The sequence below is a fragment of the Maribacter aquimaris genome (assembly GCF_014596745.1).
GTDB classification, from domain to species: Bacteria; Bacteroidota; Bacteroidia; order Flavobacteriales; family Flavobacteriaceae; genus Maribacter_A; species Maribacter_A aquimaris.
Genome location: NZ_JABTCF010000013.1, coordinates 120,057 through 144,211 on the forward strand (window position 1 = coordinate 120,057; position 24,155 = coordinate 144,211).

Below are 24,155 nucleotides of genomic sequence, written 5' to 3' on the forward strand. Positions count from 1 at the left end.
GGCGAAAACAGTAGGTTGTGGGTTACTTGTCGCCTCGAGCGCAGTCGAGAGGTCTTTGCGGTATTGTAATTATCAACATGGGTCTCAACTGCGCTCGACCAGACAGTATGTAACGATTTATTTTGCCAACACCCAATATCTAACATCTAAAATCTAACGTCTATCTATCTAAACTGTCACACATATTATAGCCTTCGCTTCGGAACCTTTTCCGAACTCGAACTCCTGCAATTGGCCCAAGCCAACCATGTGACCCAATTGGCACTGACCGATATCAACAACACCTCTGCCGGACTCAATTTCGTGCGTAAGGCCAAAGAGTTCAATATACGGCCTATCTTGGGCATTGATTTCAGGAATGGGATAGATCCATGTTTTGTGGGTATTGCCAAAAACAATGAAGGTTATCAAGAGTTGAATGCTTTTTTATCATGGCATCTGCACAAAGGGGAAGAGCTGCCTGCCATTGCCCCACATTTTGATAATGCCTATGTCATTTATCCTTTTGAGAAAGTATTGCTCAATGACCAGATTACCTTTTCCGATGATGAATATATTGGTATTTCGATTACCGACCTGAGGCGATTGCCTTTTTCCAAACTGGTGGAACTCAGGACTAAATTGGTGGTATTGCAACCCGTTACCTTTAGGAACAAACGCGATTTTAATGCGCATCGCCTCTTGCGGGCCATCGATAACAATGTGTTGTTGAGCAAACTTCCAAAGACCGAAGAAGCTTCAGAGGGCGAGAAGATGTATCCCGTACAGAATCTGGCAACAGCCTTTTCGGAGTATCCCTTTATTCTAGAGAATACCGAGAAGTTGATGAATTCCTGTAGTATACATTTCGATTTTTCGGAAGGACGCGAACCCCAGAACCAGAAAACCTACTTAAAGACACAGGAAGAAGATGAAAGATTGCTCGAGGAACTATGCCAAAAAGGATTGCCGTATCGCTATCCCGAAGTGAACGAAACCATTTTGAACCGATTGCACAAAGAGTTGGGATTGATTAAGAAAATGGGGTTCATATCCTATTTTCTTATCAATTGGGATATTGTTTCCCATGCCCGAAAGAAGGGGTTTTTCTATGTAGGCCGGGGTAGTGGCGCCAATAGTATCGTGGCCTATCTATTGCGGATTACCGATGTGGATCCCATAGAGCTCGATCTATATTTTGAACGCTTTATTAACCTGTACCGGGTGAATCCGCCCGATTTTGATATCGATTTTTCATGGCGTGACCGAGAGGAAATGACCCAGTATATTTTTGATACGTTCAAGAATGCGGTGCTTTTGGGAACGTATGTCACTTTTAAGCATCGTGGTGTGGTGCGGGAACTGGGCAAGGTGTTTGGGTTGCCCAAAAGTGAAATCGATCTATTGGCCAATGGGCGGCACCAACCCTCACGGTTGGATGAGGTTTCGAACCTGGTCTTAAAGTATGGGGAATTGATTAAGGGCATGCCCAATTATTTGAGCATTCACGCGAGTGGTATCCTGATCAGCGAAAAGCCGGCACATTATTTTTCGGCCACCCATTTGCCTCCTAAGGGTTTTGCTACGGTTATGTTCGATATGGTCATTGCCGAGGATGTCGGACTGTATAAGTACGATATTTTGGGGCAACGGGGTCTGGCAAAGATTAAGGAGACCTTGGAGATTTTGGAAGCGAGTCGCCCTGAGGAAATGCCAAAGTTTGATATTCATGATATCAAGGCCTTCAAGAACGACCCCAATATCAATGATATGATAAAGACCGCCCAGTGCATGGGATGTTTTTATGTAGAATCACCCGCCATGCGTATGTTGCTCAAAAAATTACAGGTAGATAATTATTTGGGTCTAGTGGCAGCAAGTTCGATCATACGGCCAGGAGTAGCTAAAAGTGGTATGATGCGTGAATATATTTTGCGGCATCGCAATCCGGGGCGGGCCAAGGAAAAGGCACATCCGGTAATGTTGGATATCATGCCCGAGACCTATGGCGTCATGGTCTATCAGGAAGATGTGATCAAAGTGGCCAACTGCTTCGCTGGGCTTGATTTGGGTGAGGCCGACGTACTACGAAGGGGTATGAGTGGTAAGTTCCGGTCGCGGGAAGAGTTCCAAAAGGTAAAGGACAAGTTTATCGACAATTGCCGGGAAAAAGGGTATGACGATAAGCTTATTTTTGAGATTTGGGAGCAGATAGCCAGTTTTGCAGGCTATGCCTTTGCCAAGGGGCACTCGGCTTCCTATGCCGTGGAAAGCTATCAGAGCCTGTTTTTAAGGACGTACTATCCATTGGAATATATGGTGGCCGTACTCAATAATGGGGGCGGATTCTACCGGGCCGAAAGTTATATCCATGAGGCACGGATGCTTGGGGCCACTATTCACGCCCCCTGTGTGAACAAAAGTCAACCCGCTAACTGCCTTTACGGTACACAGCTGTATTTAGGTTTTATGTACTTAAAGGAGTTGGAAAGCCGGGTTATGGAACGTATCCTTAAGGAACGGACAGCGAACGGACCTTTTACCTCTTTGGCCGATTTTCTAGATCGGGTAGTCATCTCTATAGAGCAGGTAAGCATACTTATCCGTATTGATGCTTTTCGGTTTACCCAGGTCAATCAGCACGAGTTGTTGTGGCAGGCGCATCTGTTCCTCTCCAAGGGAATGCGGGTGGAGCATCCCAAACTGTTTCCACCGCGGCATGAAAAGTTCAGTATTCCCAAGATGCATACCACCGATCTTGAGATGGCCTTTACCCAATTGGAACTCCTGGGCTTTTGCCTGTGTAGTCCTTTTGGGTTGTTGAAAGAGCCGCTCAGGAACGACCATGGTAGTAGGGACTTGGAACGCTATTTGGGTAACCATATCGATATTTATGGTTATTTGGTTACGGTCAAGAACACCAGTACCCATAATGGGAAGCGCATGTATTTCGCTACGTTGTTGGATCAACACGGGGAGGTGTTCGATACGGTATTGTTTCCGCCCGTAGCGGCCAAATACCATTTTAGGGGCAAGGGGGTGTACCGTTTTTACGGTAAGGTGGTGAGTGAGTTTGGGTTTTTGAGTATCGAGGTCATTAAAATGTTGAAACAGGATTATGTGCAAGACCCCCGTTATGCCGATATGAAAACTGCGAACAAGGTGTTTAAAAAGAAGGAAAAAAGAATGGAAAATTAAATAGAAGGAGGAAGGTAATAGGGATCAATTTGTAGTTTGGTCAATTTTTGAATTATCGAAATACGTATGCTTGACAACATTTTTTAGATATCTATGTACCTTTAATCTTATTTTAAATCAAAATGCCGAATTTTTAGTATAATCTAAAAAAGAGAAAAATATGTGGGACGAACGATATGCTGGTGAGGAATATGCCTACGGTATAGCACCCAATGCTTTTTTTAAAACCGTAATTGATGGGCGGAATCTTAGGGGCAGTATTTTATTGCCAGGGGAAGGAGAAGGGCGAAACGCTGTATATGCGGCAAAAGCCGGCTTACAGGTAAGTGCTTTTGACATCAGTATGGAAGGAAGGAACAAAGCCTTGAAATTGGCGGAAAAGGAAAAAGTGACAATCCATTATGAAGTCGGGGAGTTTTTCGATTTGTCCTTAGTGAATAAGGAATATGATGCGGCAGCCCTTATTTTTTCGCATTTCCCACCCCAAATCGCATCAAAATACCATCGCAAAATAGCTGATTTACTAAAACCAGACGGACTTATGATTTTAGAAGGGTTCAGTGTTGGACATTTGGCGTTGCGAAAGTTGAATCCGGCAGTGGGCGGTCCTGGTAATATAGAAATGCTGTTTTCCAAGGATTCAATACAAAGGGATTTCCCGAATTTCGAGATCCTGCAACTTGAAGAGGTTGATGTTGAGTTGAAGGAAGGTGCCTTTCACAATGGTATAAGTAAGGTGATTCGGTTTATAGGCAAGAAAAAAGGATAGTTCCCAAAAGACACAAAGAATTAATTCGCACTAAGGCGATCGCGCTCTATTTTGTCTATATCATGTTGATTGTCCTCCAACCTGAAATTACCAAAATTCAAAGTAAATCCTAGACGTATATATTGGGTTTCAGGCTTTACAAAATAAGCATTGTCCTGATTAAGGTATTTGGAAGATATACGACTGTTGGCTTTGTTCAACAGGTCATTCGCCTGTAAACTGACCACGGCCCTTTTGTGCCATAGGCTTTTTCGCAAACCCAGGGTAAGGTTTGTTGTTTCTTCCTTGGTGTAGGAACCCTCCATAAATCCGGATAGGTAGGTAATGCCCACTTCCCCCTTAAAGGTACCGTCTTTGGATAGGTTGAGATAATTGGTAAAATCAATGTAGCCACCGTCCACGGAGTTGGCAACGGTTTGGTTATTGCTTTCCAAGGCGACAAAGGTCTCATCCTCGTGAAAAATGGAAATGTAGGTATAAAGATACCACCAGTCGGTCACTGTTTTGCCGTAATTGAAATCGAAACCATAGGATGTGCTTTCAAGAACATTTTGTGTAATATCCCGTAAAACAAGGTTTTGGTTGTCCTGAAAAGCAAGGGTGGAAATATAGTTGCCATTGTCCCGATAATAAAAGTCGAAATAATAACTTCCTTTCAAGGTATAGTTTAGGTTGAAGTTATGGCTGAAATTGGGGCGCAGGTTTGGATTACCCTCGCTAAAGTTACTTTCATTGATATAATATCGGAACGGATTTAGATCCTCATATCTCGGTCGGGTCAATTTTCGGGAATAATCAAAGGAGAAGCTGTGGTCGTCATGGGGGGAGTAGGTCAGATAAAGGGTAGGGAACAGCTCAAAGTACATTAGCTCATTGATTTCCAAAAGGGAAGCTGAAAATCCGGAACTTTTGGTCTGCTCCGCACGTAGACCGGCTTTGAAACCAACTTTTCCCCAGTCCTTGGATGCACTAAGGTAACCTGCATAGACTTCTTCATCATAACGGTAATCATCGGACAGGTTTGCGATATGCAGCTGTTCCTCATTTGTGGTATTGTAATAGGCAATACTACTATTTGATTTGATAAAGGACCCTTTTAGTCCAGTTTCAAAATCAACGCTTCCAACGGAAGTCGTTATGTCGAATTGGGTGGTGTAGATTTCAATATCTTGGAGGTTATCCGTATAAAAACCGAAGGTTCTCATAAATTGGTTATCGGCATCAAAATAGTCAGACCTCGCATGTTGGCTATTGGTACGGCTATATTTTGTGTAATGGCCGTTCAACTTAAAGTCACCCTGTTCTTTAAAATTGTGTTTGTAGGTGAGATCCACAGAAATATTGTTCTTGTCCTCGAGTAGATTACTTTCAGTAATAAAGGTCGAATCCAATAGGCGTCCTGCATTGCGCATTTCGGTAAACTGTATATTGTCGAATTCCTTGTTGGGGGAAACCGACGCGGTCGAGGCTAAATTGAGGGTGTTCCTATCATTGATCACATAATCCAAATTCAGTTGAGCCGTGTGGTTTTTCGCTCTTGTGGTCTTATCATAATCCGTTGACCATCTAGAAAATATGCCGCTATTATTCATGAAATTGGTAGTGCTTTCGGTATTTTGAAAGTCCTTTCGCTGGCCATAATTATAAGAGGCAAACGCATTTAATTTTTCAGTTTTGTAAAAATGGGAGGTTCCTAGGGTGTATTTTGGAAAAATCGATTGGGTATAGGTACTGTTGATGTTTCCTTTGTAGCCCATGGAAATGTTTTTGTTGGTCACGATATTAAGGACCGGTCCGCTTTCGGCATCGAACTTCGCAGGGGGGGTATTAAAGACCTCGATCGATTTTATATGTCCGGCCGGATAATTATCCAATAGTTCGCGTACTTCTTGCGATGACAATTGAACCTTATGGTCATTGATATAGACTGTGGCCTTTTGGCCACGCACCAATAAGTCTTCCTGCATGCCTATTACTCCGGGGGTGCGTTGAAGAATATCCCAAGAACTACCTTGTGATACTACGGTATTCTCGACATTGAAGATTAGCCGGTCTGTTAAACGTTCTATTTGCGGTTTCATGGAATTAACGACTACCTCATCGAGATTTTCGATATTATGGTCAATGATAATCGTACCTATTTTAACATCCTTGGAAACCTCAATGCTGATCAAATCCGAGGATTTCGCAACATAACTGGCTTTGATAAAATAGGTGTTTGGGGTAATATTTTGTATTGTGAAATCGCCTTTTTCGTCCGCTGAAACCCCACTTGCCATTACACTGTCCCCTACCTGAAGTAAGAACACCGATGCAAAGGGGATGCTTTGGTTGTCTATGTCCTTAACCGACCCGGATACCGAAAAGGTTTGTGCCTTCATGGGTAACGTAATGGCCAATGATATCACTAAAAGTACTGGTATAAATTTCACTTAACAATTTTGTTACGCCAAATCTAACAAAAAATGTCACTTTTACTTACAAAAAGTCTTTGGATTATTGATTATCAGCTTGGTATTCTAGACTTTTGCCTTGTTTCGTTTCTTGGAGGGTATCAAAGAAAGTGTCTTACATTGGAATATCTAATTTTATTGCCCCACTTCCTTCGGTTTGGGATAATATCATGCCTAAGATTGTTCTTTTACGGGCTCTTCTAGTTTGCTTTTGGTGCTTTCGGGAGGTCATTCAAATAAAATTGTAACCTTTTTGGCTATACTTCACCCGATACTTCTTTTTGTTTTCATTGTCTACGGTTTAATAGGGATATTTGGTTTAACCGGAATATGGCACTTGCCGTTAGGGATGGTTTGGTAGCTTTGATTTTCCTACAGCCCGTTTGAAAATATGCAGTTGTGGACTAAAATTGGGGATACATATAATTGGGGAAGGACTTTGGCTTTATTCTAGGAACGACTATCTCAAAAACGTGATGTTGTATGAAGGGGGGCTTGTCGTTTCCAGTGGGCTAAAGCTTATAGGGTCGTTGCGGCAATCTGATGATGTAATTCCTTGGGGGTAGCCCGACTGTAAACCGCTTTGACAATCTCGTATAAATCTGGAATTACCGTCTTGGCAAGGGGTGAATTATTGTTCATCAATACGCAGATTCCCAAATCCGCTTCAGGATATACGGCAATCTCGTTTCTGTAGTTATTGACGCTTCCACCATGGTGCCAGATGGTTTTTTCATAGGTGCTATCCCCTTCAGTAAACTTGTGGATTCTCCATCCAAAACCGTAATACGACCTTGTATGGCCCGGCCATCGTTGATAGTATTTACGATGTCCTGAAATCTCAATAAAAGGGTTGAACGCCTCGTCGATGGCCTCGCTTTTCATGACCTCGGGATTGTGTCCCAATAAAAAACGCATCCAACGGCCCATATCGTGGGCGTTGGAACTGATGCCGCCTGCAGCTACCGCATTGTAATAATTGTCCTTAAGATGGGACGCCTTCCAGCCATTCCGTGTTTTAACATGGGGCATGGCAATGTTGGCCTCATGGGTCAAGGTCTCATAATCGGTAGTCGTGGCACACATTTCCAAAGGTTTGAAAAATCGATTGTCCAATAAAGTGTTGATTTTTTTTCCGGTTGCTTTTTTCATCACTTCCCCACAAAGTGCGAACATGGCATTTTGATAACTGTACATGAGTCCCGGCTGGCTTATGGGCATTACTTCCTTAAAACGTTTGGCTATATCCTTTAAGGGTAGTCCTGCCTCAACAAGATTCGTATAACTGTGGTATGGCGTACCCGAGGTATGCGATAAAATATTCGCCAGAGTCACTTTCTTCGTATTTGTGCCATCGCCCAATTGAAATTCAGGAAGATAATCGCTCACCTTATCCGTCCAATTTAATTTTCCTTCACTTTTGATATTTGCGGCCAATATGCCGGCAAAACCTTTTGATAACGAACCCAGCCTAAAAACGGTTTCCCCGTTTACCGTACTTTGTTCAGCACTGTTCTTTTTACCAAATCCTTCAGAGATTATAATGGAGTCCCCTTTTACAATACTCACCCCTGCCCCAATAACATCCCCTTTGGCAATGGCTTTTTTAAAATAGGCGTTTAAGGCAGTTTGTAGTTCTTTTTGTCGGGATGCGTAAAGCAATGCGTCCTTTTTGTTTGTTGAAGTTTTTTCCGTGGTTGTTATTGCTGTTCCCGCTTTTTGGGTACTATCTTTTGACTTGTGACTTACTAGGCGTGAAGTAAGCGCCGATAAAGTAAAGACAACAAGCGCAGATGCGATTAAAATTCTATATCTCTGCATTGACGAACGGTTCTTTGATAGTTTAAGAGGGATAAAAATAGGATGAATTGCTTAAATAACGGCTGAAATGCTTCTTTCTTATGATTTTTGACCATTTTTTACGCGTTTTTAACATTTTGCAGGATTAATGCACCTTTTTGTTTGGGGTAAATGGGGTTTGCCCACCAAAATGATGGCCAATTTCCCTTAGTAAGGGATTGGCATTCCTCCCAAAACAATAAAAACCCCCAATGACGTACGTTTTTGGGTTGAATTATACCCGCTTTCGATGTATCTTGCTTCGTATTCCTTTTTAGTAGAGCTCCTGTGAAGTAAGGAAGTAGGGAAAAATTGGGCCAATACTGGCCTCGATATATTAGGTGAAGTGTAAATGCTACAGGTATCAGACAATGCCCAGAATATGAAACAAACACATCAATTGGCCAACCGACTTCGTGAAGTTGTTTTAAATGGTACATGGATTGCGAACACAAACTACAAAGCACAATTGGAAGGGACGGATTGGAAGGCCGTTACGACTAAAATCGATGCATTGAATCCAATTGCGATTATAGCCCAACATATTCATTATTATATCCATGGAATAAAGAATGTATTCGAGGGAGGAAATCTTGATATTAAGGATAAATTCAGTTTTGACTTTCCACCCATTGAATCCCAAACAGCATGGGAAACCTTCCTATCCCAATTTTGGAAGGACACTGAAATGCTAGTTGATTTAATAAACAACTTGCCTGAGGAAAAATTGAAGCATGCATTTGTTGATGAAAAATACGGCACCTATTTTAGGAACATCGACGGAATGATAGAACATTGTTATTATCATTTGGGGCAAATTGTCCTAATCAAAAAGTTGTTATGAATAACCGTCAGCAAGGTAATCGTGCTACTATGGGTTAAAACCTATGAAAGATTTTATCTTCCTTTCAAAATCCAATGCTTTTCATGGGTTGAAAAACAAGAATTGCCCTTATCTTTATGGGAGTTTCCGGTCTATTTATTTTTGGTAATGGTTATTGTTTGGGAAAGGTCATATCTAGAGGGGTGTTTTCCATTAAATAGTTGTGCCGAAAGGTGGAAATACGCATAACCGGATTCGTAGATCAATAATAATTTACTTTTTTAAGCAATGGGAAAATACTTCACTTTAATTCTAGTGTCCACGGTTTTGTTTGTTGGCTGTGATCGAAAAAAACAAGAACAAATTGCCGAGAAGCCCAATGTGGTGGTCATATTTATAGATGATGAAGGTTATGGGGATGTAGGATCCTATGGGGCAACGGGTTTTGAAACGCCCAATTTAGACCAAATGGCCAGTAAAGGAATGAGGTTTACGAATTTCTACGCTGCCCAGCCAGTTTGTAGTGCTTCACGTGCGGGACTGTTAACAGGGTGTTACCCAAATAGGATTGGATTCTCAGGGGCTTTGTTTCCTAATGATTCGATTGGGTTGAATACCCAAGAGTATACAATGGCCGAAATGTTCAAGAATCAAGGCTATGCAACTGCCTGCTTTGGAAAATGGCATTTGGGTAGACCAAAGGAGTTTCTTCCCTTGCAGCATGGTTTTGATGAGTTTGTAGGTTTGCCTTACTCCAACGATATGTGGCCAAATAGCAATGTTACAGGGGAACGGTTAGATCATAATGGTTGGAATTATCCGGATTTACCTTTGATTGTCGGGAATGAAGTTGCGGGATTGATTACCAGTCTAGAAGACCAGGATAAACTGACGACGCTTTATACCGAAAAAGCGGTTGATTTTATCAATAGAAATGCGGCACATCCATTCTTTTTATATGTACCGCACTCAATGGGGCATATCCCTCTTGGGGTTTCCAAAAAGTTCAGAGGCAAAAGTGAACAGGGCCTATATGGCGATGTAATGATGGAAATAGATTGGTCGGTAGGTGAAATTAGCAAGGCATTGGAGAAGAATAATGTAGCTGATAATACGATTTTTATTTTTACGACAGACAATGGACCTTGGCTGAATTATGGTAACCAGGCAGGTTCGTCAGGAGGTCTTCGGGAGGGGAAAAGTACGAGTTGGGAAGGAGGGCAACGCGTTCCTTTTATTATTCGCTGGCCCGGTAAGACTCCTGAAGGTACTGTATGTAATCAATTGGCATGTGCGGTTGATTTGTTGCCCACCTTCGCATCGATAACAAATGGTAGTTTATCTACCAATAAAATTGATGGGGTGGATATCACATCACTTTGGAAAGGTGATTTTAAAGCTACCCCACGAGAGACCATCCTTTATTATTATGGCAAGAACAATCTAAATGGTGTACGAAAGGGAAATTGGAAGTTGGTCTTGCCCCATACCTATGGTTCCTATAATGCAAAACCCGGTAATGATGGCCATGGGGGTAAACGGATAACAACGATTGTGGAGGAGCCCGAACTTTATAATATGATGAGGGATCCGGGGGAACGATTCAATGTAATTGGATCCTATCCGGAAAAGGCGCAGGAACTCATGGAAGTTGTTGGGCAATCCCGGGCAGAATTGGGTGATTTGAATGTCGGAATCGAAAAAGGGACCGGTAATAGGGAGATTGGTAAGGTAGGAAAATAGCACAGTAAGTGTTTGTCTTGGTGTATTGTCATTACAGTCGCATATCAAAAAATGCTGTTGGTTACTAGGCGAAACTATGGGCCCATGGATCATAAGAAAGCGAATTCGGTTTGCACGATGGGAGGTTTTTGGGATTCCGATTTCCTAATCTTGCTATTAGTATTAATTTCAGAGTATGCCGCATATACTAAAAAACAACAACCTAGGGATTTATTTTGACTTTCCGGAAGAGGGCCATGCCGGTTCATGATTCGACTGGTCAGGAAAAATCACCGGGGTTAAATTCGAGGGTTGTCCGATCACTATTGTGGAAAGGACGGATTACGAAGATAGGACGCATTTGGGGAAGGGGTTGTACAATGAATTCGGTATAGATTCCGCCTTGGGTTTTGAAGATACCAAAATAGGAGAGTGGTTTCATAAAATCGGGGTGGGCTTATTGAAAAAAGAGAATCAAGAGTATCTATTCAATAAAGCCTATCAAACGCAACCGGCCCTGTTCGAAGTCAGTACTACCCCCATTGATATTACAATCCGTTGTACCTCGGAAATAGGGAATGCCCAGCAACAGGTTATCATTGGGTCAAACGAAATTGGATTCAGGGGTACGCCCAACGACCAATTCTTTTTCAGTAATCTTTCGGGAGGGGAGGATGTGAATGCTACTTGGGAGTTATATCAATATGAACATAAGATTGGCATCTGTGAGAGGGGTAATTTCAAAACCAATAAAATAAATCTTTTGGGTCGAAACATGTAATGGATCATAAATCCATTTTAATGGAAGCAAGAAATTGATTGAAAGAAGATATAAAGCAGGAAGCACTTACTTATAATTTATTACCTAGTACATTTACCATGCCCGAACTGCATCAAACAATTTTGGAAGAAAAGATAGATTGTAGTAGATTTCAAAAAAAGATGTTGGCAACGGACTTATTCGATAGATTACCGATAAAGGCCAAAAAAGATTCTCCAGGTCGAAATCCTTATGGATATAGACTGAAATCAGATGAATCATAGAACGATCATAGGTGAAATAGCGGGCATGCCCTCTGTTTTTTTATGGCTGATCAAACAACTTTAGAATTAAATAAACCAGAGGAATGAATTTAAAAAAACAGCGAAGGATGGGTAAACATGTTCAATGGGTAGTATTGTTAAGTTTCTTTACCTCTGGAATGTTTTCTCAGGAGAATCCAAAAAATATAGGCCTGACAAAACCACAGCCTACCATCACACTGCCTGTTACAAAAGGAGCCTATCAAGAAAGTGTTCGAAAGATAAAGACCGAACCTCGAACGCAACTCCTTAAGGTGAAAGACAATGAATATATCATATCCAACGGATGGGAAATGATCGAGGCCCTGAATGTAAATAAGAATGGGAAAGAAATTAGTGAAGACATCAATACGAAAAAATGGTATAATGCGACTGTTCCCGGCACCGTGCTAACAACATTGGTAGATCAAGGGGTTTATCCCGACCCTTATTTTGGTCTGAATAATTTGGCCATACCGGATTCCCTCAGCCGAATGGATTGGTGGTATCGAACATCGTTTTCTAGGCCCCAAAAGAGCATGGGTAAAAAAGTTTGGTTGCTACTGAATGGCATCAATTACACTTCTAATGTTTGGTTGAATGGGACTCATTTGGGTGATGTAAAGGGTGCCTTCATAAGGGGTGAATATGATATTACAGCACTTTTACAAGATACTAACCATTTGGCGATCCATATTCTGCCTCCCCCCCATCCGGGAATTCCACACGAATCCTCTTCCTTAAGTCCAAGAGGCCCAAATGGTGGCCAATTATGTCAAGACGGACCTACGTTTATAAGTTCTGAAGGTTGGGATTGGATGCCGGGTATACGGGATCGTAATATTGGTATTTGGCAAGATGTACGTTTAAAGACAACTGGTGCGGCAAGGATTATCGACCCCCAGGTGATTACAGACCTGCCTTTGCCCGACACTTCCTTTGCCCGTATTAATATCAAGACAGAAATAGAGTGTTTCGTTCCTGATGATTATATAATGGAGATTGAGTTGGATGGAAAACAATTGTCCAAAAAGTTGAAATTGGTATCTGGAAAGCAAGAAATTATTTTGACGCCATCTGATTTTCGAAATTTGAAAATGAAGGATCCTGAGCTTTGGTGGCCAAATGGCTATGGGGACCAGAATCTTTACAGTATTAAAATGACCCTTCGTAATTCCAAATCAGGGTTGGAGGATCGGAAAACGGTAAGGTTTGGGGTACGGGAGCTTTCTTATGAGTTTGCGGTTTCAGATAAGGATGTTGATTTTCAGCGTATTGATTTTAATCCTATCGATGCATTTACTATAAAAGAAGAGGCATTATTTGACCCATTGAACCATGTAGCCTATAAGTCGGATATAGTTTTGCCAACATTACATCAGGGTGTTGAACTTAATATGTTCGATAAATTGGAAGGTGATAATCCCTACTTGGTAATCAAAGTTAATGGACAACCCATATTCTGTAAAGGGGGTAACTGGGGTATGGATGATGCCATGAAAAGAGTAAGTAGGGAACGGCTGGAACCATATTTTAAACTTCACAAAGATGCCAATTATACGATGATACGAAATTGGACGGGCGAAAGCACCGAAGAGGTTTTTTATGAACTTGCAGATGAATATGGTCTATTGGTATGGAATGACTTTTGGATGTCTACTGAAGGTTACAATATGCCTCCGGCAGATTTTGGTTTATTCATGACGAATGCCACGGATGTAGTAAAAAGGTTTCGAAATCACCCTTCAATAGCCATTTGGTGTGCTAGAAATGAAGGATATGCCCCAAAAGGATTGGATAAATCCCTTGCTGATTTGGTAGCAAAAGAAGATGGAACACGCCTGTATCAAAGTAACTCCAGATACCTGAATCTAAGACCCAGCGGCCCATGGAATTATATCCATGATTACAGTTATTTGTTTAAAGAACATGCTGATGGTTTTTCTACGGAGATTGGAACCCAATCATTTCCCACAGCAGAATCAATGAAAACCATGATGGCAGAGGAGGATCTTTGGCCAATAAGTGAGGTTTGGTATTATCATGACCTACATACTGGGCATCAGGATTATAGAGCAGCACTTATAGATGATTATGCAGAGGCGTTCTCTTTGGAAGATTACTCCAAAAAAGCACAAATGTTGAATTATGTTAGCCATCGCGGTATTTTCGAAGCTTGGAACAGTCGACTTTGGGATGATGCTAGTGGCGTGCTTTTGTGGATGACACATCCCGCATGGCCAAGTATGATTTGGCAAACATATTCGTGGGATTATGAAACCTATGGGGCGTATTATGGGGCTAAAAAAGGTTGTGAGCCAATTCATATTCAAAGAAATACCAATGACGGAAAAGTCTTGGTGATCAATACAACCTTAAATGAATATAAGGGACTAACCGCATCCGCTACCGCAATTGATGGTTCGGGAAGTACACTTTTTGAACATAAAACAAACATTGGGGTCAATCAAAACTCAAAGAAAGATTGTTTTTTCTTCAACATACCTGATTCATTTAAGCTTCCTGAGGTATATTATATAAAATTGGAACTTACTGATCGATCTGGAAAAATGATAGCTGACAATTTTTATTGGGAAACGATAAATAATAATCATAAATATTACGATTTTAATATCATGGATCAGGTAGTGGTAAAGGCAGAAGGAAACCATCAAATCAGTAATGGTAAATTGTCAGGGAGTATAAAAGTTAAAAACCCTTCGGAAGCTATTGCCTTGGCCTTAAAACTGAATCTTCGTAACAGTGCAACGAACGAACGGATTCTTCCTGCCTATTTTAGCGACGGTTATTTTTCACTATTACCTGGGGAAGAGAAAGTATTGTTCTTTGAGTGCGATAAGGCTGATCTCCCGGATGATCTCAAAATAACGGCGGAAGGTTATAATGTTGATAGTCAAACCTTAATAGCGTGGTAGTATTGAAATTTTGTTGAGTTGGCTTAGTTGATATTTCGTAAATGATTCCTGGATTCCTGATTATTGATAGGGGGCGATTATATTTGCTATGATGATTTAAAGGAATTTATACTTTTTCTGATGAAGTCAATTTTATTCTATGCCGCATATACTAAAAAACAACAACCTAGAGATTCATTTTGACTTTCCGGAAGAGGGCTATGCCGGTGCGCGATTCGACTGGTCAGGAAAAATCACCAGGGTCAAATTCGAGGGTTGCCCGATCACTACTGTGGAAAGGACGGATTACGAAGATAGGACGCATTTGGGGAAGGGGTTGTACAATGAATTCGGTATAGATTCCGCCTTGGGTTTTGAAGATACCGAAATAGGAGGTTGGTTTCATAAAATCGGGGTGGGCTTATTGAAAAAAGAGAATCAGGAGTATCTATTCCATAAAGCCTATCAAACGCAACCGGCCCTGTTCGAAGTCAGTACTACCCCCATTGATATTACAATCAGTTGTACCTCGGAAATGGTTAACGGCTATGCCTATGTGCTAAATAAAAAAATTACCATTGTCGAAAGTGGTTTTGTAATCGATTATACCCTGCATAATGTTGGACAAAGGACAATTCGCACCGATGAATATGTACACAATTTCATGGCCATAAATAACAAATCGATGGGGAGGGATTATAAATTGGGATTTCCTTTTCCGTTACAACCTGAGCGGTTTGGTGAAACTTTGAATACCGAGCAACAGGTTATCATTGGGCCAAACGAAATTGGCTTTAGGGGTACGCCCAACGACCAATTCTTTTTCAGTAATCTTTCGGGAGGGGAGGATGTGAATGCTACTTGGGAATTATATCAATATGAACATAAGATTGGCATCTGTGAGAGGGGTAATTTTAAAACGAACAAAATAAATCTTTGGGGTTGGAAACATGTCGTTTCCCCGGAATTGTTTTACCCTATTACAATTCAACCGGGAGAAACCACTAAATGGTCAAGGAATTATTCCGTTTTCAGGATAAACTGAAAATCCGTACAAACCTAATGCTGTCCGGAAAAACATACGAGGATTGGAGGCTATGGAAATTGGGGTTGACCCAAGAAAGTAGGGAATGTAAGATCACTTGGTTGTTGTTTTGTCCGTTCACCAATAAGGTCCTAATAAGGCAGCTGACATAGCTTAATCTTGTATTTTTGAATCATTCCAAATTATTTCTCCTTTTTATTGAATATTCCGTAAATTACATCTCTTAAAAAGGGTATTAATTACAGATGAAACAAATAACTCCATATATTCCTAAGAATAAAGTTCGCATTATTACGGCAGCCTCCCTTTTTGATGGACACGATGCGTCCATTAATATCATGCGTCGTATTATTCAGGCCACTGGGGTTGAGGTTATTCACCTCGGCCATGACCGAAGCGTTGATGAGGTTGTGAATACGGCCATACAGGAAGATGCCAATGCCATTGCCATGACTTCCTATCAAGGCGGACATAACGAGTATTTTACGTACATGTTTGATCTGTTGCAGGAAAGAGGGGCAGACCACATCAGGATCTTTTGTGGCGGGGGTGGTGTAATTCTTCCTGAGGAAATAAAGGCTTTAATGGATTATGGGATTACACGGGTATACTCGCCGGATGATGGCCGTGCCATGGGTCTTCAGGGGATGATCAATGATCTGGTTAAAAAGTCCGATTTCCCCATTGGGGACCATCTTACCGATGAACTTCAACGTATTGAAGGGAAAGAGCACAAGGCCATTGCAAGAATGATTTCCGCTGCTGAAAATTTTCCGCAAGTGGCAAAGGATAATTTAGAGGCCATTCGGGAAATAAATAAGGTATCAGAGATACCCGTATTGGGTATTACGGGTACTGGCGGTGCCGGAAAATCCTCCCTGGTCGATGAATTGGTACGTCGTTTCTTGATCGATTTTCCCGAAAAGACCGTTGGTATTGTATCGGTAGACCCTTCCAAACGAAAAACGGGAGGGGCCTTGCTCGGCGATAGGATACGGATGAATGCTATTAATAATCCTAGGGTGTATATGCGCAGTTTGGCGACCCGTCAAAGTAATTTGGCGCTCTCAAAACATATACAAGAGGCTGTCGATATTTTAAAGGCAGCCCATTATGACCTGATTATTCTTGAAACCTCGGGAATTGGACAATCCGATACCGAGATAATAGAACATTGCGATGTGTCGCTTTATGTGATGACTCCCGAATTTGGGGCCGCTACCCAACTCGAGAAAATTGACATGCTCGATTTTGCCGACCTAGTGGCCATCAATAAATTCGACAAACGCGGCGCCCTTGATGCCTTACGTGATGTAAAGAAGCAATACATGCGCAACCACAACCTGTGGCATGCAAATCAAGAGGATTTACCTGTTTTTGGTACCATAGCATCACAATTCAACGACCCGGGAATGAATACCCTTTATAGGGCTATAATGGACCGACTGGTTGAAAAGACCGAGGCGGACCTAAAATCCAGCTTGGCTATTTCCAAGGAACGATCCGAGAAGATCTATGTGATTCCGCCGGCCCGTACCCGTTATCTTTCAGAAATTGCAGAAAGCAATCGGTCTTATGATGAAAAGGTGAATGTGCAAGTGCAGATTGCGCAGCAACTTTATGGCATCTTTAAAACAATTTGTGCTGTTGTAGGGCTTTCTGATGATAGGGGGAAATCCTATTTAAACAAGTCGGGATTAAAACAGGAAGCCATACTGGAACAAGTTCTCGATGATAAAGAAAAACAACAGCTTCTCGTGTTGTTGTTCAAAGAATTCGACCGTGCTAAAATGGACCTCGATCCATACTATTGGGAGATGTTGTTGCAATGGGACGAAAAGGTGGGAAAATATAAGGATCCTATATATTCTTTTAAAGTAAGGGGTAAGGAAATAAAGATAGCAACGCACACCCAAACACTATCGTTCAACGATATTCCCAAGGTAGCTTTGCCAAAATACCAGGCATGGGGTGACCTTTTGCGGTGGATGTTGCAAGAAAATGTACCTGGTGAATTCCCATTTACCTCGGGCTTATATCCCTTTAAAAGAACTGGGGAAGATCCCACCCGTATGTTTGCCGGAGAGGGAGGTCCTGAACGTACCAATCGACGCTTTCATTATGTGAGTATGGGGCTGCCCGCCAAAAGACTTTCAACCGCATTCGACAGTGTAACCCTATACGGTAACGACCCCGACCATCGTCCTGATATCTACGGGAAAATAGGTAATGCAGGGGTGTCAGTCTGCTGTTTGGACGATGCGAAAAAACTGTATTCCGGCTTTGACCTCGTAGATGCCATGACCTCGGTGAGTATGACGATCAACGGTCCCGCCCCTATGTTGTTGGGGTTCTTTATGAATGCGGCCATAGATCAACAATGTGAGTTGTATATCAAGGAAAACGGCCTCGAAAAAGAGGTTCGAAAAAAGATAGAATCGATATATCAGGAAAAAGGCCTAGAGCAACCGCATTATAATGGTGCGTTGCCAGAAGGACATAACGGTTTAGGATTATTGTTATTGGGTGTGACAGGGGACCAAGTGCTACCGCAGGAAATCTATATAGGGATTAAGACAAGGACACTCTCCCAAGTCCGGGGAACCGTACAAGCCGATATTTTAAAGGAGGATCAGGCACAGAATACCTGTATTTTCTCAACGGAGTTCGCACTGCGGTTAATGGGCGATGTACAAGAGTATTTTATTAAGGAGAAGGTGCGTAATTTTTATTCGGTATCCATTTCGGGGTATCATATTGCGGAAGCAGGTGCCAACCCCATATCGCAATTGGCATTTACGCTTTCGAATGGTTTTACGTACGTGGAGTACTATTTGAGCCGAGGTATGGATATCAACGAATTTGGACCTAACCTATCCTTCTTCTTCAGTAATGGTATTGATCCCGAATATGCGGTAATTGGTCGTGTGGCCCGTAAAATTTGGGCAAAGGCCATGAAAGAAAAATACGGGGCCAATGAACGGGCCCAGATGCTTAAGTACCACATACAGACCTCGGGACGGAGTTTACATGCGCAGGAAATCGATTTCAACGATATACGAACGACCCTGCAAGCCTTATATGCCATTTATGACAATTGCAATTCCTTGCATACCAACGCCTATGATGAGGCCATAACCACACCAACTGAGGAATCGGTTCGTAGGGCAATGGCCATTCAGTTGATCATCAATAAGGAACTGGGATTGGCGAAGAACGAAAACCCCATTCAAGGGGCCTTTATTATTGAGGAATTGACCGATTTGGTCGAAGAGGCGGTGTTGTTGGAGTTTGACCGCATCACAGATCGTGGTGGTGTCCTAGGGGCTATGGAAACCATGTACCAACGAAACAAAATACAGGAAGAGAGTCTACACTATGAGACGTTGAAACACTCTGGGGAATATCCCATTATTGGGGTAAATACCTTTTTGAGCTCCAAAGGGTCCCCAACCATTATGCCGGCAGAGGTGATTCGTGCTACCGAGGAGGAAAAGCAGTTTCAGATCCGGACCAAGGAAAACCTTCATAAGTCGAATGCGGAGCAGGTAGAAGGACTCATCAAAAGCCTGCAAAAAGCGGCCATTCATAATGAAAACCTTTTTGAAATGTTGATGGAGGTTACCAAAGTCTGTTCCTTGGGTCAGATTACTTCGGCATTGTTCGAGGTAGGGGGGCAATATCGCAGGAATATGTAAAAGGAATGTTCGTGGAAACGGTTAGAAAAACAGTTTTACAACGATAAAATATGATTGATGCTTTTTAGGATTAAGCACTAATTTTAAGGGTCGTAAATGATTTTAATTACTTTAAATAGTAAATTCCGAACCCTATGAGAGTATTGCTTGTTTTTTTGTTGATAGTGTTGAATTTTCCCGTTTGTGCACAAGACGCCATTGAAGGCTCCCAAAGTCCAAAGCGGGCGAATCCTTTTGCCGCCTTGCCAGATCCTAATGAACCCGTGACCTATACCAACCCCGTTATTCCGGGATTTTATTCCGATCCGAGTGTTTGCAGGGTGGGGGAAGACTATTATTTGGTTACCAGTACTTTTGAATACTTTCCGGGAGTGCCTGTCTTCCATAGTAAGGATTTGGTGAATTGGGAGCAGATAGGGCATTGTATCCATCGCAGGGAGCAATTACCCCACGGTATCAATATTTTTGCAGCTACACTTCGACACCATAAGGGCACTTTCTATATGATTACTACGAATGTCGCCAATGGCGGTAACTTCTATGTTACGGCATCCAACCCGGCCGGACCATGGTCCGATCCCATTTATGTTGATGTTCCAGGTATTGATCCCGATCTATTTTTTGATGATGATGGTAAAGCGTATGTGATATCATCCCCATTCATACTTTATGAAATCGATTTGGCCACAGGGAAATTGTTGACCGAGGGTCGAAAAGTATGGAATGGCACTGGAGGGCGATATGCCGAAGGCCCACATCTTTATAAGAAGGATGGATTTTATTATTTGATGGGGGCCGAAGGGGGCACCGAAGAAGCCCATTCCGAAACCATTGCCCGTAGCCATAGCGTTTGGGGTCCTTATACCGACAATCCGGCAAACCCTATATTGGCCCACGCGAATGCCGCAGGACAGGGAAACCCGATTCAGGGCGTTGGGCATGCCGATATGATCAATGCCCATGATGGGTCGCGATGGATGGTGTTTCACGGCTATAGGAATATAGCCGATGTGTCAGGAGGGGTACACCATATATTGGGGAGGGAAACTTGTTTGGCTCCCGTCGATTGGCCCAAAAATGGTTGGCCGGTCGTAAACGGAAACGGTACAGTGAACGTAAATATGACCGTGCCGACCCTGCCGTTGAAACCTTTTTCCAAAAAATCCGGCAAGGTTGAATTTGATACGCCAAAGTTAGGACTCGAATGGAATTACATTCAGCTTCCCGAAGAAAGCAATTACCAACTCGATGCTGCGAAAGGCGTTTTACACCTAAAAGGTTCCGATGGGGTCATTGGGGATCATGGCTCTCCAACTTTTGTAGGGCGAAGGTTGCAACACCTACATTTTACGGCGACTACCCTAATGGAATTTGATCCTAAAAAGGAAAACGAGGAAGCGGGAATGATCCTCCTCAACAATGGTTCCCATTTTGATCTTTTGGTACATCGGAAAAATGGAAAAAGGCTTTTGGTGGTGAAGCTGCAATTTGGTTCCACAACCTATACTTCGGAAGCCATTGAATTGAAACCTGGTCCCGTTCAATTAAGGGTTACGGGGGAAAGGACTTCTTTTACCTTTTCCTATGCCCAAGAAAATGGTGTTTTTAAGGATGTGGAAACCGTAGATGCCAAATTTTTGGGTTCAGAGGTCGTTGGTTGGTTTACAGGGGTCTATGTTGGATTGTATGCCACGGGAAATGGCAAAAAGAGCAAGGAACATGCTACTTATGATTGGTTTGAATATGAAGGGCATTAAGCGTATTTCCATTACTTGCTAAGGTATGGGACCGTATTTTATTTCCTTGATGGTTCTATTTCGGTCAATGATTTTGGGCAGGAAAGTTTTGCTCTGATTGGGCGGTAGAATAATGTACTTATTACTTATATTTGAATAGGCCAATAATTAAAGCGATGAAAATACGGATCAAACAAAATTCTGTTCGTTTTCGGTTAACACCCACCGAAGTGGAAAAATTCTGCAAGGAAGGTGCTATAGCGGAAGCTACCCAGTTTAAATCCACAACCTTTAATTACGGGGTAAGACAAAAACAGATTGAAAATTTGCAGGTAGATTTCACTGGCAATGCCATTACCCTTTATGTGCCCAAAAGCTTTGCAAAAGATTGGAATGACAATAATATAGTGGGATTGGACCATCGGGAGGAACTTCCTGATGGTAGTACGTTTTTTCTGTTGCTCGAGAAAGATTTTGCTTGTTTGGATAACACCCACGAAGACCAGATCGATAAATATCCCAATCCCAAAGCAGGTCAATGCTGATCGTAGAGTCGTTAGCCATAGTTTGATTACATTTAGGACATGGATGACGAATTTTATAGGAAAGTATCCCTTTATGGATCCAAAACCTTTACCAATATTAAATTAACGGCACCTGCGGATTATGCTGCCGGAATCCCTGGGGTAAAGGCTGCTTTAGCCCATACATTAAAGGAGATGGGTGCCATACGTACCTTCAAGGCTTTATCGAAAATGAACCAAAACGATGGATTCGAGTGTCCCAGTTGTGCTTGGCCGGATCCTGATAAACCTTCAAAAATTGGGGAATTCTGTGAAAATGGAGCCAAGGCGTTGGCTGATGAGGCCACGACCCAATATGTCGGTAGGGATTTTTTTAAGCAACATTCCGTTGAAGAACTTTCAGACCATTCCGATTTTGAATTGAATAAATTGGGTAGACTTATAGAACCTTTGGTCTTACGACCTGGAAAGGTGCATTATGAACCTATTCCATGGGAAGATGCCTTTGCGCTTATTGCATCCCAATTACACAAATTGTCTTCCCCGGATGAGGCTATTTTTTATACTTCGGGTCGTTCAAGTAACGAGGCGGCTTTTTTATATGGAATGTTCGCAAGGGCTTTTGGTACCAATAATATGCCTGATTGCTCCAACATGTGCCACGAAAGTAGTGGCGTGGCCTTATCGCAAACTTTGGGTATTGGTAAAGGTTCTGTAAAACTGGAAGATCTTCATGGGGCCGAAGTCATCATTGTGGCTGGACAGAATCCCGGTACCAATCATCCCCGTATGCTTTCCGCTTTGGAAAAATGCAAGGAGAATGGGGGTAAAATCATCAGTGTCAATCCGTTGTTGGAATCCGGTCTTGTCAATTTCAAGAATCCACAAAGTGTAAAAGGTATGGTGGGTGGCGGAGAAAATCTTACAGATCTACATTTGCAAGTGAAGATCAATCAGGATATTCCCTTAATAAAGGCCATTATCAAAAAACTGGACGATCTTGATGCCTCCAATGGTTTGGTGTTCGACCATGATTTTATCGAAGATTCCGTGGACGGTTATGAAATGTTGAAGAAAGACCTTCAGCAGTATGATCTTGGGAAGCTTATCGAATTGTCTGGGGTGGCCGAAGATAAAATAAATGAAGCCGTTCAACTGCTGTCATCCAAATCAAAGATCGTGGTATGTTGGGCCATGGGGCTTACCCAACACAAAAATGGGGTAGCCACCATTCAGGAATATGTAAATTTATTATTGCTTAAAGGAGCCATAGGAAAACCCTTTGCGGGTACTTGCCCGGTACGTGGACATAGCAATGTACAAGGGGATCGGAGTGTGGGTATTATGCATTATGTAAACAAGGGCCTAAATAAAAAAATCGAAAAGCATTTGGGTTTTGTCCCACCCGATAAAGAAGGCTATGATGTCGTTGGGGCTATGAAGGCGATGCATGATGGGGATGGAAAAGTATTCGTTTGCCTTGGGGGAAATTTTCTTATGGCGGCCAGTGATACGGAATATACGGCCAAGGCCATGCAAAAATGTGAACTCACAGTGCAGATCAGTACAAAACTCAATCGTTCGCATTTGGTAACAGGTAAAACAGCATTGATCTTACCTACTTTCGGTCGGTCGGAAAAAGACATGAAAAACGGCAAACAACGTTATATAACCATAGAGAATAGTATGGGACGGGTACGGCAATCCAAGGGATTGTTACAACCGGCTTCAGAAAATATAAAAAGTGAGCCCGATATTATCGCAGAAATGGCCGACACCTTTTTTAAGGATGGACATCCTTTGGATTGGAAGGCCTTGGGTGAGGATTACGATTTGATCCGGGCGTATATCGATAAGGTGGTAAAAGGGTTTGATAGTTCTTTGGAAAATTTAAAGGGATCGGGCTATTATTTGCCGAATAATGTGCGGGAACGTGATTTTAGTATGTTGCCCAATGGTAAGGCCCAGTTGACCAGGAACGTGTTGCCCGAGCATGTACTTGCAAAAGATGAATTTCTATTGATGACCATTCGCTCCCATGACCAGTTCAATACGACGATTTATGGTTTGGATGATCGGTATAGGGGTGTTTATAATGAAAGAAGGGTCTTGTTTATGAATGAAAGGGATATGGGACGGCAGGGATGGCAAAAACTGGACGTCGTCGACATTCATAGTCTATACGATAACACCCAAAGGACAGCCCATAAATTTTTAGTTGTTCCCTATAATATTCCCGAAGGGAATCTCGGGGCTTATTTTCCTGAAACCAATGTCCTGGTACCGTACAATCATTTTGCGGATAAGAGCAAGACACCCATTAGTAAATCGATCGTGGTGAGGTTGACAAGGTCTGACACCAACTAAAAAGAGTCCGATCAATGAAGACCAG

At 42.2% G+C, this 24,155-nt stretch carries 14 protein-coding genes; 12 read left to right on the plus strand and 2 right to left on the minus strand.

Annotated features, from left to right (window positions below):
• Positions 1-162: 162 nt before the first annotated feature.
• On the plus strand, positions 163-3,177 hold the full coding sequence (locus tag HPE56_RS17575; protein ID WP_188245091.1) for a DNA polymerase III subunit alpha: 3,015 nt from the start codon (positions 163-165) through the stop codon (positions 3,175-3,177).
• A gap of 160 nt (positions 3,178-3,337) precedes the next feature.
• Complete coding sequence (locus HPE56_RS17580) at positions 3,338-3,946, plus strand: SAM-dependent methyltransferase (RefSeq protein WP_188245063.1); 609 nt, start codon at positions 3,338-3,340, stop codon at positions 3,944-3,946.
• Positions 3,947-3,966: 20 nt separating this feature from the next.
• Here the strand turns inward: HPE56_RS17580 and HPE56_RS17585 are convergent, their stop codons facing one another.
• Entirely contained in the window at positions 3,967-6,378 is a 2,412-nt protein-coding gene (locus tag HPE56_RS17585; RefSeq protein WP_188245064.1) for a TonB-dependent receptor domain-containing protein, read from the minus strand.
• Between the two features lie 540 nt (positions 6,379-6,918).
• A complete protein-coding gene (locus HPE56_RS17590; RefSeq protein ID WP_188245065.1) occupies positions 6,919-8,220 on the minus strand; it encodes a serine hydrolase domain-containing protein in 1,302 nt (433 codons plus the stop codon).
• A 400-nt stretch (positions 8,221-8,620) separates the two neighbouring features.
• Here HPE56_RS17590 and HPE56_RS17595 point away from each other — a divergent pair, with 400 nt between their 5' ends.
• From HPE56_RS17595 to HPE56_RS17640, 10 genes are all read left to right on the plus strand, one after another.
• Positions 8,621-9,082, plus strand: coding sequence for a DUF1572 family protein (locus HPE56_RS17595; RefSeq protein WP_188245066.1), 462 nt, complete (start codon positions 8,621-8,623; stop codon positions 9,080-9,082).
• A 267-nt stretch (positions 9,083-9,349) separates the two neighbouring features.
• A complete protein-coding gene (locus HPE56_RS17600; RefSeq protein ID WP_188245067.1) occupies positions 9,350-10,804 on the plus strand; it encodes a sulfatase family protein in 1,455 nt (484 codons plus the stop codon).
• Between the two features lie 307 nt (positions 10,805-11,111).
• Entirely contained in the window at positions 11,112-11,564 is a 453-nt protein-coding gene (locus HPE56_RS17605; RefSeq protein WP_188245068.1) for a hypothetical protein, read from the plus strand.
• A 38-nt stretch (positions 11,565-11,602) separates the two neighbouring features.
• Positions 11,603-11,827 (plus strand): NrtR DNA-binding winged helix domain-containing protein, encoded by a 225-nt coding sequence (locus HPE56_RS17610; RefSeq protein WP_188245069.1) that lies wholly within the window; start codon positions 11,603-11,605, stop codon positions 11,825-11,827.
• 83 nt (positions 11,828-11,910) lie between these two features.
• Positions 11,911-14,781 (plus strand): glycoside hydrolase family 2 protein, encoded by a 2,871-nt coding sequence (locus HPE56_RS17615; RefSeq protein ID WP_223170361.1) that lies wholly within the window; start codon positions 11,911-11,913, stop codon positions 14,779-14,781.
• Positions 14,782-14,920: 139 nt separating this feature from the next.
• Positions 14,921-15,805 (plus strand): hypothetical protein, encoded by an 885-nt coding sequence (locus HPE56_RS17620; RefSeq protein ID WP_188245070.1) that lies wholly within the window; start codon positions 14,921-14,923, stop codon positions 15,803-15,805.
• Between the two features lie 245 nt (positions 15,806-16,050).
• Entirely contained in the window at positions 16,051-19,503 is a 3,453-nt protein-coding gene (locus HPE56_RS17625) for a methylmalonyl-CoA mutase family protein (RefSeq protein ID WP_188245071.1), read from the plus strand.
• A gap of 134 nt (positions 19,504-19,637) precedes the next feature.
• Positions 19,638-21,260: a glycoside hydrolase family 43 protein gene (locus HPE56_RS17630; protein ID WP_188245072.1), complete on the plus strand. Its 1,623-nt coding sequence runs from the start codon at positions 19,638-19,640 to the stop codon at positions 21,258-21,260.
• 155 nt (positions 21,261-21,415) lie between these two features.
• The gene (locus tag HPE56_RS17635; RefSeq protein WP_188245073.1) at positions 21,416-21,784 is read left to right on the plus strand and encodes a DUF7009 family protein; all 369 of its coding nucleotides are present in this window, start codon (positions 21,416-21,418) and stop codon (positions 21,782-21,784) included.
• Positions 21,785-21,823: 39 nt separating this feature from the next.
• Positions 21,824-24,130 carry an FdhF/YdeP family oxidoreductase gene (locus HPE56_RS17640; RefSeq protein ID WP_188245074.1) on the plus strand — a complete coding sequence of 769 codons (2,307 nt, stop codon included), beginning with the start codon at positions 21,824-21,826 and terminating at the stop codon, positions 24,128-24,130.
• Positions 24,131-24,155 lie beyond the last annotated feature (25 nt).